The 11,797-nt window shown below is 70.3% G+C and carries 10 protein-coding genes; 5 read left to right on the plus strand and 5 right to left on the minus strand.

The window, feature by feature from the left end; translation table 11 throughout:
• Nucleotides 1-212 precede the first annotated feature (212 nt).
• Nucleotides 213-2,513: a GH92 family glycosyl hydrolase gene (locus tag KK7_RS23265; protein ID WP_010545267.1), complete on the plus strand. Its 2,301-nt coding sequence runs from the start codon at nucleotides 213-215 to the stop codon at nucleotides 2,511-2,513.
• On the opposite strand, the gene KK7_RS0114000 is transcribed toward KK7_RS23265, so the two are convergent.
• From KK7_RS0114000 to KK7_RS0114015, 4 genes are read right to left on the minus strand one after another with little or no spacing between them, the layout of a single operon-like run.
• Nucleotides 2,510-3,115: a response regulator transcription factor gene (locus KK7_RS0114000; protein WP_010545268.1), complete on the minus strand. Its 606-nt coding sequence runs from the start codon at nucleotides 3,113-3,115 to the stop codon at nucleotides 2,510-2,512. The genes KK7_RS23265 and KK7_RS0114000 overlap by 4 nt on opposite strands.
• Complete coding sequence (locus KK7_RS0114005) at nucleotides 3,112-4,212, minus strand: sensor histidine kinase (protein WP_010545269.1); 1,101 nt, start codon at nucleotides 4,210-4,212, stop codon at nucleotides 3,112-3,114. Before KK7_RS0114005 ends, KK7_RS0114000 begins: the two co-directional genes overlap by 4 nt.
• Nucleotides 4,209-4,970 carry an ABC transporter permease gene (locus tag KK7_RS0114010; RefSeq protein WP_010545270.1) on the minus strand — a complete coding sequence of 254 codons (762 nt, stop codon included), beginning with the start codon at nucleotides 4,968-4,970 and terminating at the stop codon, nucleotides 4,209-4,211. Before KK7_RS0114010 ends, KK7_RS0114005 begins: the two co-directional genes overlap by 4 nt.
• A complete protein-coding gene (locus KK7_RS0114015; RefSeq protein WP_010545271.1) occupies nucleotides 4,967-5,878 on the minus strand; it encodes an ABC transporter ATP-binding protein in 912 nt (303 codons plus the stop codon). Before KK7_RS0114015 ends, KK7_RS0114010 begins: the two co-directional genes overlap by 4 nt.
• Before the next feature lie 180 nt (nucleotides 5,879-6,058).
• Between KK7_RS0114015 and KK7_RS0114020 the strand changes: the two genes are divergently transcribed.
• The 4 genes from KK7_RS0114020 to KK7_RS0114035 all read left to right on the plus strand — a co-directional run bounded on the left by KK7_RS0114020 (nucleotide 6,059) and on the right by KK7_RS0114035 (nucleotide 10,973).
• Nucleotides 6,059-6,511, plus strand: a complete 453-nt coding sequence (locus KK7_RS0114020) for a MarR family winged helix-turn-helix transcriptional regulator (protein WP_010545272.1) — start codon at nucleotides 6,059-6,061, stop codon at nucleotides 6,509-6,511.
• 64 nt (nucleotides 6,512-6,575) lie between these two features.
• Complete coding sequence (locus tag KK7_RS0114025; RefSeq protein ID WP_010545273.1) at nucleotides 6,576-8,006, plus strand: aldehyde dehydrogenase; 1,431 nt, start codon at nucleotides 6,576-6,578, stop codon at nucleotides 8,004-8,006.
• Between the two features lie 19 nt (nucleotides 8,007-8,025).
• On the plus strand, nucleotides 8,026-8,862 hold the full coding sequence (locus tag KK7_RS0114030) for a p-hydroxycinnamoyl CoA hydratase/lyase (RefSeq protein ID WP_010545274.1): 837 nt from the start codon (nucleotides 8,026-8,028) through the stop codon (nucleotides 8,860-8,862).
• Nucleotides 8,863-8,897: 35 nt separating this feature from the next.
• Entirely contained in the window at nucleotides 8,898-10,973 is a 2,076-nt protein-coding gene (locus KK7_RS0114035; RefSeq protein WP_010545275.1) for an acetate--CoA ligase family protein, read from the plus strand.
• 60 nt (nucleotides 10,974-11,033) lie between these two features.
• Here the strand turns inward: KK7_RS0114035 and KK7_RS20740 are convergent, their stop codons facing one another.
• Nucleotides 11,034-11,759: an alpha/beta fold hydrolase gene (locus KK7_RS20740; RefSeq protein ID WP_010545276.1), complete on the minus strand. Its 726-nt coding sequence runs from the start codon at nucleotides 11,757-11,759 to the stop codon at nucleotides 11,034-11,036.
• Between the last annotated feature and the right edge of the window lie 38 nt (nucleotides 11,760-11,797).

An 11,797-nucleotide genomic window follows, 5' to 3' on the forward strand; every position in this document is an offset into this window, starting at 1 on the left:
CTCGGCATCGCTCCCCTACTCTACCGAAGGCAGTTCCGCCGCGACGCGGCCCGAGCAGGCGGGTTGCAATGCGCGGCGATCCCTGAAATCAGCGGAGCCAGCGCGCGGCAGGGGAGCCGCCGGAACAACAAGGGGGCCATCGAACCAGATCCGCGCGCGTCCGTCGCCGTCCCCGCCCCCTTTTCGCCTTTTCTCAAGGATCGATCGCTTCCATGCGCCTGTTCTCGACACTGCTGCTGTCCGCCGCCTTGTTCGTCCCGCCCGCCGCCTCGCAACAGGCGGCGTCGGCGCAGGATGCGGCTTCGCGGGTCGATCCGTTCGTCGGCGTGGACGGCGGCGGGGTCGCCGGCGGGAACACCGTGCCGGGCGCGGGCGTGCCGTTCGGCTTCGTGTCGTTCAGCCCCGACACGACCAATGGCGACACCAACGGGTATGACTCGCACAGCCCGATCATGGGATTCAGCTACACGCATGTCAGCGGCACCGGCGGGTCGGCCAAATATGGCAACTTCCGCGTGACCCCGATCAGCGGCGACCTGCGGGTGGCGCATCTCCATTTCGCGCGCAGCGAGGAGCATGCCGCTCCCGGAATCTACCGCGTCGGCCTGCGCAACACCGAGGGCCGGGTCACCCAGGTCGAGCTGACCGCCACCCGCCTGGCCGGCTTCCAGCGCCTCACCTTCCCCGAAGGCGCGCCGGCCCATGTCGTGCTCGATGCAAGCTCGGTGATCGCGATGCGCGGCAGCGGCCAGCGCACCCGCAAGGCGCATGTCCAGCTGATCGACGATCGCCACATGGCCGGCTGGACCGAGGTGGAGGGCGGCTGGAACCCGGTGCCCTACAAACTCTATTTCTACGCAGAGTTCGATCGACCGGCGCTCGCCTTCGGCGCGTGGAAGGCCAGCCAGGGCAGGATGGAAACGCTCCCCGGCGCCGGCGAGGCCGAGGGCGGCACCCAGACCAAGGCGGCCGCCGACCGCCAGGCGCTGATGATCGAATATGACACGCGCATGGAATTCGCGCATCGGCTGGGCACCTATTTCACCTTCGATCCCAAAGCCGGTCGCCAGGTGCGGATGAAGCTGGCGGTATCGTTCCTCGGCATCGACAAGGCCCGCGCCAACCTCGCCGCCGAACTGCCCGACTGGGACTTCGACGCCGCGGCGGCACGGGCGCGCGGCCAGTGGAATGCGGCGCTCGGCAAGATCGAGGTGGAGGGCGGCACCGAGGAGCAGCGGCGCATCTTCACCACCGCGCTCTACCGCACCCACACCATGCCGCACGACCTGACCGGCGAGAATGTCTGGTGGCAGTCGGCCGAGCCGCACTATGAGGATTTCTACACGCTGTGGGACACATTCCGCACCGTGCACCCGCTGCTCACCCTGATCCAGCCGGAGCGCCAGCGCGGCATGATCCGCTCGCTGATCGACACCTATGCGCACACCGGCTGGATGCCCGACGCGCGGATCGCCGGCGGCAACGGCATGACCCAAGGGGGGTCGAACGGCGACGTGGTGATCGCCGATGCGGTTGTGAAAGGGCTGGGCGGCTTCGACATTGCCCAGGCCTATCAGGCACTGGTCAAGAATGCTGAGGTCGAAAGCGACGCACCCTTCCTCCAGGGCCGCGTGCTCGAGGATTACAAGGCCCTCGGCTATGTCTCCGTCACCCAGACGCGCTCCGCCTCGCGCACCCTGGAATATGCGTATGACGATTTCGCGATCGGCGCGGTGGCGAGCCAGCTCGGCAAGACGGAGGACGCCGCCCGCTACCGCACCCGCGCGGGCAACTGGCGCAACCTGTGGGACGAGCGGCTCGGCTGCATCCGCCCGCGCTATCCCGACGGCAGCTGGCTGGAGAATTACAGCTGCACCGATGAGTATCCCGATCGCTCGACGCCGTGGTGGGAAGCGCCCTTCTACGAGGGCAACGCGCTGCAATATTCCACCTATGTGCCGCACGACGTCGCCGGGCTGATGGCCAGGACCGGCGGCACGGCCGGCTTCGTCGCCTGGCTGGACCGGCTGTTCGACGGGCATTATTCGCAGGGCAACGAGCCCGACATCCTCGCGCCCTATCTGTATATCCATGCCGGCCGCCCGGACCGCACCGCCGCCATCGTGCGCGAGTTGATGGCCAGGCATTATCACCTTACCCGCACCGGCCTGCCCGGCAATGACGATGCCGGCGCGATGTCGAGCTGGTATGTGTGGAATGCGATGGGGCTCTACCCCAATGCCGGCCAGCCCTATTACTATATCGCGTCGCCGATCTTCGCGCGCAGCCGCATCGCGCTGGAGGGCGGGCGCAGCTTCACCGTGGTGGCCAGGGACGTGTCCGAGGCGAACCGCTACGTCGTCGCCGCCAGCCTGAACGGCAAGCCGATCGACCGCGCCTGGATTGCCCATGCCGAACTGATCGCCGGCGGCACGCTGGAACTGCAGATGGGCGCTGCGCCCTCGGCCTGGGCCACCCGCTTCACCGCCCCGCCCGACGGCTATCGCCGCTAGAGCCAGCCATTGGCGCGCGCCGTGCGGCCGGCTTCGATGCGGTTGGCAGCCCCCAGCTTGCCCGCCGCCTCGGAAAGATAGTTGCGCACCGTGCCCGGAGAGAGGCCCAGCCGCCGGGCGATGTCCTTGTTGGACAGGCCTTCCTCGGCCAGCCGCAACGCATCGCGCTCGCGATCGGTGAGCGGGTCGCTGCCCGCCTCCCAGGCCGCGGCGGCAAGGTCGGCCGGGATCACCCGGCCGCCCGCCGCGATCGCGCGGATCGCCGCCACCAGATCGTCGACCGGCGTGTCCTTGAGGAGATAGCCCCGCACCCCGGCGGCACGGGCGCGCTCCAGATAGCCGGGCCGCGCGAAGGTCGTGACGATCACCACCGCAGTCCGCGCCTTCTCCGCCGCCAGGATCTGCGCACAGTCCAGCCCGGTGCGCGAGGGCATCTCGATGTCGGTCAGCAGGATGTCCGGCGTCAGGTCGCGGACCAGCGCCAGCGCCTCGTCGCCATTGGCGGCACGACCGACGATCCGGAAGTCCGGCTCCAGTGCCAGCAGCGCGGCGATCGCGCCCAGCACCAGCGCCTGATCCTCGGCAAGCACGATGCGGATCATGCCGGTACGCTCGCTTCCAGACGGATACCGGGGTGGAGCGCCTGCAGCTCCAGCCGCCCGCCGGCCGCGACCAGCCGCTGGCGCATGCCGCGCAGGCCGTTGCCCTCGCGGAAGGAAAGGCCCACGCCGTCATCCTCCACCACCAGCCGGGCGTCGCCGTTCCCCGCCTCGATCCCGATCGCGCAGCGCCGCGCGCCGGCATGGCGGATCACATTGGTCACCGCCTCGCGCAGCGTCATCGCCAGGATCGCGCCCGCATCGGCGGGCACCGCGGCCGGATCGCCGGTGAGCACCGGCTCGATCCCCGCCGTCTCCAGCGCGGCAAGCGACGCCGAGGCCTCGTTGGCGAGCGAGCCGCCCAGCTGGCCGCTGAGCGCCGCTCGCACCTCCGCCAGCCCCGAACGCGCCGCCGCGGCGATCGCCGCCAGCTCCGCCCGCGCCGCCAACGGATCGCGCTCTACCAGCCGCCCGGCCAGGTCCGCCTTCAGCGCCACCAGCGTGAGCGTTCGGCCAACCACATCGTGCAGGTCGCGGGTGATCCGCTCGCGCTCGGCGGTGCCCGCCAGACGGCGGACCTCCTCCTGGCTGGCGAGCAGCGCCTGGGTACGCTCGTAGAAGGCGACGCTCGACATGGTGGCGACCCCGGTCATCACCACGAACAGCACGCCCGGTCCGAACCACAGGACCGGCTGTGCCCAGGCCAGCCCCGTCGCCGCGGTGGCCAGCGCGACGGCGGTGATGCCGAGCAGGGCGCGGCGGCGCGGGCGCAATCGCGCGGCGATCACTGCGGCGTAGATGCAGAAGGTGGTCCAGCCCAGCGGCAGCGGCGCCACCGCGATCCCGATCGCCAGCATCGCCATTGCCACGAAGGGCAGCGCTCGCTGCGACATCCGTGCCGAGAACAGGTAGAGCGGCAGGAACACGCCGACCGCCACCGCCGCTGCCGTGATGATGGTGACGTCCGGCGTCGCCCACAGCCACGGGAAGGGCACGAAGATCAGATAGGCAAGCCAGGGCCAGCCGTTTCCGGCTGCCCGCTCATAGGGCGTGTGCGTCTGCATGGCGCCAGCCTCGCGGATCGGCAGGCGGTCGGTCAAGCGGGGCTCCGCCGCCAGCCGGCCCAGGCCCAGCCGCCCGCCGCCGCCGTCATCGCCACCACGGTGACCGCGTGCACCCCGACCGCCCCCGTCACCGGCAGTGCCAGGACCGCCCGGGCGATCTGGGCGAGGTGAAAGGAGGGCGTGAATGCCCCCAGCGTCTGCATCCAGCCGGGCAGCATCGCGCTCGGGATCCACAGCCCGCCCAGCACCGAAAAGCCGAGGAACAGCGCATTGGCCACCGCCACCGCACCCTTGGCGGTCATCCGCATGCCCATGCCGAAGCCGAGCAGTGCGAAAGGAATGCAGGAGGCAAGGTGCAGCATCGCCATCATCGCCCAGGTCCCGGCCGAAAGCCGCGCGCCCGCGACGATCGCCAGCGCATAGATCAGCGCCAGCGCGAATGCCGTCGTCGTCATCGCCGCCGCGAGCTTGGCCATGACATAGGCGCCGGCGGGCATCGGCGAAACGCGCTTCAGCTCGATCAGGCCCTGTTCGCGCTCCACCGCCACGCCGGCGCCGAAGCCGAACAGCGCCGGGCCGGTCGCGGCGAACACGCCGTAGCCGGCCAGCGTCGCGGCGGCATAGCCGGGCGCCTGCGGATGCGGCAGCGCGAGGGTGAACAGTGCGTAGAAGGCGGCGGGGGTCAGCGCGGTGGGCAGCAGGAATTGCGGCAGGCGCAGGCTGCGCTTCACTTCGGTCAGCGCCTCGCGGCGCCAGATGCCGGCGGGTGCGGCGGGTGCGGTCAGCGCGGTCATGCGGCGATCCTTTCCTCGGTGGGGGCGAGCAGCGCGGCGATGGCGTCTTCCAGCGTCGCGTCGACAATGCGGAGCGCCTCGAGCCGGCCGTCCGCGTCGAGCAGCGCGCGTACCGTCGCCGCCGCATCGGCGCTGACGAGTCGCAGGTCCGCGCCCTCCATCCCCGCCTCGCGCACCGCCGGCAGCAGCGCGGCTGCCTTCGGGGGTAGTGTGGAACGGCAGCGGATCACCGACCCCCCTGCCCGGGCGCGCAGCGCGGCGGGCGTGTCGTCGGCCACGATCCTGCCGGCGTCCATCACCAGCACGCGGTCGGCAAGGGAATCGGCCTCGGCGAGATCATGGCTGGTCAGCAGCACGGCCGCGCCATCATCGGCGAGCGCGCGGACCGTGGCCCACAGCGCCCGCGCCGCGCCGCAGTCCATCGCGGCGGTCGGTTCGTCGAGCACCAGCAGGTCGGCGCGGCCGCAGATCGCCAGCGCATATTGCACCCGCCGTGCCTGCCCGCCCGAAAGCTGGCCGCAGCGACGATCGGCGAGATCGGTCAGTCCGGCGAGCGCGAGCGTCTCCTCGATCGGGCGGGGATCGGGATAATAGCCGGCATGCACCGTCACCAGCTCGCGAAGGGTGAGCACGTCGGGAAGCCCGGCACTCTGCAGCATCACCCCCAGCCGACGGCGCGCCGCCGGCCGGCGCGGATCCAACCCGAACAGGCAGGCCGTGCCCGCGTCCGGCGCCAGCCTGCCGGTCAGCAGCGCCACCGAGGTCGTCTTGCCGGCACCGTTCGGCCCGAGCAGCGCGGTCACCTCCCCGGCCCGGATCGCCAGGTCGAGACCGTCGAGCACCACCCGGCCGCCCAGCCGCTTCGTCACCATCGACAGCCGCGCGACGGCGGCGAGATCGTCCATCATGTTGGTCCTCCCGGCACCGATGCCGCCGTGCGCACCGCTCCTTGCCTTGCGCCAGGGTGCCGCAGCGACAGGCACCGGCCCAGTGACACATGTCACCCGTCCGGCATGCCATCCGGCCAGTCGGTGCTTGAAGCCGCCCCCGCCCCGCGACTAGGCAGGGCGTTGAAACAGGGAGACATCATGGCAGCGGAAGACGACGGCATTGCACTGGGGCCGCTCGACACCTTCGTCGGCTATCACATGCGGCGCAGCTCGGCGCTGATGGCGGCCGACTTCAACGCGGCGATGGCCGGCACCGGCATCCGCCAGGTGCTGTTCGGCGTCCTCTCCATCATCGCGGCCAATCCCGGCATCAACCAGGGCCGGATCGGCGCCGCGCTCGGCATCCAGCGTGCCAATATGGTGACGCTGATCAACGAGCTGATGGATGCGGGCTTCATCCTGCGCACCGTGTCGCCCGAGGATCGCCGTGCCTTCGTGTTCCAGCTTACCGATTTGGGGTCGGCCGCCGTCGCGGACGGGCTGGCACGCATCCGCCGCCACGAGGATCGGCTACTGGCCGGGCTGTCCTCGGCCGAGCGCGAGACGCTCATCACCCTGCTCAAGCGCATCGAGGCGGCCGCACCGGCATGAAGGAAAGCCGCTTGCGCCGCTTTTCCGATTAAGTTATGCCGCATAACAATAAAGGAGAGGCACGATGTCGATGGCCATCGAGCAAGCGACCAAGACCACCACGTTCGACCGTTTGAACCCTGTAACCGGCGCCGTGGCGTCGACCAGCACTGCCGCCACCCCCGCCGATGCAGCGGCCGCGGTCGAGCGCGCCGACGCCGCCTTCCCGGCATGGTCGGGGCTGGGGCCGACGGCCCGCCGCGCCGCGCTGGTACGCGCCGCCGATGCGCTCGAGGCCCGCGCCGACGCCTTTGTCGAGGCGATGATGGGCGAGATCGGCGCGACCGAGGGCTGGGCCCGCTTCAACCTGATGCTCGCCGCCAACATGGTGCGCGAGGCCGCCGCGCTTACCACCCAGATCGGTGGCGAGGTGATCCCTTCGGACAAGCCCGGCTGCATCGCCATGGCGGTGCGCGAACCGGTGGGCGTGCTGCTCGGCATCGCGCCGTGGAATGCGCCGATCATCCTGGGCGTCCGGGCCGTGGCGGTGCCGCTCGCCTGCGGCAATACGGTGGTGCTCAAGGCCAGCGAGCAATGTCCGCGCACCCATAGCCTGATCGCCGAAGCGTTCGCAGACGCCGGGCTGCCCGACGGCGCGGTCTCGATCGTCACCAACGCGCCGGAAGACGCCGCAGAGGTGGTCGGCGCGCTGATCGACCATCCCAAGATCCGCCGGATCAACTTCACCGGCTCCACCCATGTCGGCAAGATCATCGCCCAGCGCTCGGCCGAGCATCTGAAGCCGGTGCTGCTCGAGCTGGGCGGCAAGGCGCCGCTGATCGTGCTCGACGATGCCGATCTCCACGAGGCGGTAAAGGCCGCGGCGTTCGGCGCGTTCATGAACCAGGGCCAGATCTGCATGTCGACCGAGCGGATCATCGTGCTCGATGCCGTTGCCGATGCCTTTGTCGAGAAGTTCGCCGCCAAGGTCGCGACGTTGGCCGTCGGCGATCCGCGCGAGGGCAAGGCGCCACTGGGCGCGGTGGTCGACCGCAAGACCGTGGGCCATGTCCAGTCGCTCGTCGCCGATGCGGTGGCGGACGGCGCGGTGCAGGTCGCCGGAGGCCCGGCGGACGGCGTGCTGATGCCGGCGCATGTCGTGGATCGCGTGACCCCTGCGATGCGGCTGTTCCGCGAGGAGAGCTTCGGACCCGTGGTCGGCATCATCCGCGCCGCCGACGAGGAGACCGCGATCGCGCTGGCCAACGACAGCGAATACGGCCTCTCGGCATCGGTCTTCACCCGCGACACCGCGCGCGGCCTGCGGGTCGCACGGCGGATCCAGTCGGGCATCTGCCATATCAACGGCCCCACCGTGCACGACGAGGCGCAGATGCCCTTCGGCGGCGTCAAGGCCAGCGGCCATGGCCGCTTCGGCGGCAAGGCCGGCATCGATTTCTTCACCGAGCTGCGCTGGATCACCATCGAGACCCAGCCCGGCCATTATCCGATCTAATCGAAACCAAGGACTGCACATGACCGAGACAAGCAGCAACGGCGTCGTGGCCTACGACGTCGAAGGCGGAATCGCGTGGGTTCGATTCAACCGCCCCGAGAAGCGCAACGCCATGTCGCCGACGCTCAACCGCGACATGATGGAGGTACTCCACGCGCTCGAATTCCGCGACGATGTCGGCGTGCTGGTGCTCACCGGCGAAGGCGCCGCCTGGACCGCGGGCATGGACCTCAAGGAATATTTCCGCGAGACCGAAGCCGGCGGCCTGGGCGCCACACGCCAGGCACAGCGCGAGAGCTATGGCTGGTGGCGTCGCCTGCGCTGGTACCAGAAGCCGACCATCGCGATGGTCAATGGCTGGTGCTTCGGCGGCGGCTATGGCCCGCTGTTCGCCTGCGACCTCGCCTTTGCGGCGGAAGAGGCGCAGTTCGGTCTCAGCGAGATCAACTGGGGCATCCTGCCGGGCGGCGGCGCGACCAAGGTCGCCGTGGAGCTCACCTCGTTCCGCAACGCCATGTACCATGCGATGATGGGCGAGAATATCGACGGCAAGAAGGCCGCCGAATGGGGCCTGGTCAACGAGGCCCACCCGCTCGACCAGCTCAAGGCGCGTGTCACCGAAGTGGCGAACGTGCTGCTGAAGAAGAACCCGGTGGCGCTCAAGGCGACCAAGGATGCGGTCCGTCGCGTCTCGATCATGAGCTATGACGATGCCGAGGACTATCTGGTCCGCGCGCAGGAGGCCGCCAACAGCTTCGACAATGAAGGGCGCAAGGAAGGCATCCGCCAGTTCATCGACGAGAAGAGCTACAAGCCCGGTCTCGGCGCGTACGACAAGGATCGCGCGCGCAGCTGATCTTCCCCTGCCCTTTTGAGAAACGGACGCCAGCAATGGATCTCGCCCGCCTGCTTACCCCCCGTTCGGTCGCCATCGTCGGCGCTTCCGAGAAACCCGGCGCGCTGGGCGCGACGGTGCTCGCCAACCTCGTCCGCCACGGCTTTGCGGGCGACATCCACCTGATCAACCCCAAGCGCGACACGATCGAGGGGCGGCCCTGCCTCGCCTCGATCGACCAGCTGCCGGAAGGCGTCGACGCCGCCATCCTCGCCATCCCCGGCCCCGCCGTGCTCGACGCGATCCGGGCGCTGGCCGCGCGCGGCGTGGGTGCCGCGATCATCTTCTCGGCCGGGTTCGCCGAGGGCGGTGCGGACGGGCTGGCGGCGCAGGCCGAAGTGGCACGCATCGCCCGCGAGCACGGCATGGTGGTGGAAGGGCCGAACTGCCTCGGCCTTACCAACAATGTCGCCGGCGTCCCCCTCACCTTCGTCGAGATGCCACCGCTCGACGTGACGGGCCTCCCCTGCGTCGGCATCGTCTCGCAGTCCGGCGCGATGGCGGCGGTGCTCGGCACCACGCTGACGGCCAAGCAGCTCGGCGTCTCGGCCTGGATCTCGACCGGCAACGAAGCGGCCTCCGGCGTCGAGGATTATGTCGCCTGGCTGATCGACGAGCCGAACACGCGCGTGATCGCGATGATCGTCGAGCAGTTTCGCAAGCCGGCGCGCTTTCTGGAACTCGCGGCGCAGGCCAAGGCGGCGGGCAAGCCGATCGTGCTGCTCCACCCCGGCACGTCGAGCGCCGCGCGCGACAGCGCCGCGACGCATACCGGCGCCATGGCGGGCGACTGGTCGCTGATGAAGACCAAGGTCACCCGCGCCGGTGTGGTGGTGGTCGAAAGCCTGGAGGAGCTGGGCGACGTTGCCGAGATCCTCGCGCGCACCCCGCCGCTGCCGCAGGGCGGCGTGGCGGTGCTGGCGGAATCGGGCGCGTTCAAGGCGCTGACGCTCGACCTCGCCGAGCGGATCGGCATGCCGCTGCCGGCGATCGGCGGCGCGACCCATGACGCGATCCGCGCGACGCTGCCGGACTTTATCGGCGTTTCCAACCCCATGGACCTCACCGCGCAGGCGCTGGTCGATCCCGACCTGTACCGCCGCACGCTGGACCCGCTGCTCGCCGACCCGGCCTATGCGGCGGTGGTGCTGGGCATCATCCAGACGGACGCGGGCACCTGCGCGCGCAAGTTCCCGCCGATCACCGAAGCGGTGCGGGCGCTTGCCCCGACCAAGCCGGTGATCTTCGCCGGGCTGGACGAAGGCGCACCGGTGCCGCCGGAGATGATCGCGGCGCTGCACGCCGAGAACGTCCCCTATTTCCCCACCGCCGACCGCGCCTTCCGCGCGCTGACGCGCCTGCTCGAGCCCGAGCGGCACCAGGCGGTGGAGGCCGCGACGCCGGTGGCTATCGAGCTGCCGAACGGCGTGGTGCCCGAATATCTGGCGAAGCGCGCGCTCGCCCCGCTCGGCATCCCGTTCCCGCCGGGCGACTTCGCCCAGACCCCGGACGAAGCCGTCGCGATCGCGGAACGGGTCGGCTATCCGGTTGCGCTGAAGGCACAGGCGGTAGCGCTCAGCCACAAGAGCGACGCGGGCGGGGTGATCCTCTCCATCGCCGACGAAGCGGCGCTGCGGGCGGCGTGGCGGAAACTCTATGCCAATGTCGCGGCTTATGATGCCGGCATCCTGCTGGACGGCGCGGTGGTCGAGGCGATGGGCGAACGCGGCGTCGAGCTGATCGTCGGCGCGCGCAACGATCCCGAATGGGGGCCGGTGATCCTGGTCGGCCTGGGCGGGGTGACCGCCGAGCTGATGAAGGACGTGTGCCTGCTGCCCCCGGACCTCACCCGCGAGAGCATCGTCGCAGCGCTCCGCCGGTTGAAGGGCGCGGCGCTGTTCGACGGCTATCGCGGCAGCCCGGCGGTGGACCTCGATGCAGTGGCGGCGATCGTGCAGACGCTCGGCCGGCTGCTCGCCGGCACGCCGGCCCTTCGCGAGATCGACCTCAATCCGGTGATCGCCCGTCCCGACGGGGCGGTGGCGCTCGACGCGCTGATGCTGACCGCCTGAGTTCCCCGGGGAGGGCCGTCGGTATGGGGACCCCTATCCCATACCGGCGGCCCGACAGGACTAGGCCGACGCCGCGGCATCGCCGAGCAGGCCGTTCGCCACCGCCCAGTCGCGGATCGCCGCGGCGGTTGCCTCCGGCACCTCCACCGGCAGCATATGCCCCGCGCCCACGATGATCCGGAGCATTGCCTGGGGGGCCAGCGCGTGCATCGCCTCGTGCTGCGCCGGCGGCGACCAGCGATCGTGATCGGCCGAAAGCAGCAGCACCGGGCCGCCATAACCGGCCAGCACCGGACCCGCATCGGCGCGGCCGAGCAGCGCGGCAATCTGGCCGAGATAGGCCTGCAGCGAATAGGTCTCCACCATGGCTCGCAGATCCGGCATCAGTGCCGCGACCCGATCGGGCGCCGCACCCATCATCGGCGGTAGCCAGGCCTCGGCCAGCGCGGCCATGCCCTGGCCGCGGGCGATGTCGATCATCCGCTGCCGCCCGGCCGCCTCGCTTTCCGCAGGCGGATGCACACCGGTATTGGCCAGTACCAGCCCCGCGATCCGCCCGGGCGCCTGCCGCACCGCCTCCAGCGCGACGCGACCGCCCATCGAATGGCCGACCAGCACCAGCGGGCCTTCCGTTTCCGCCAGCACCGACTCCGCCATCACCGCGAGCGACTCGAAACCCGGAAACGCGACGATCCGTCCCGGCAGCGCCTCCGCCACCGGCGCCCATACCCGCGCATCGCTAAGCAATCCGCAGAGAAAAACGAAGCTGGGCAACGGCTTGGACATGGACAACCCTCCTTGCGGGCAGATCGAACGCTGCCCCT

Source organism: Sphingomonas elodea ATCC 31461 (assembly GCF_000226955.1).
Classification (GTDB): domain Bacteria; phylum Pseudomonadota; class Alphaproteobacteria; order Sphingomonadales; family Sphingomonadaceae; genus Sphingomonas; species Sphingomonas elodea.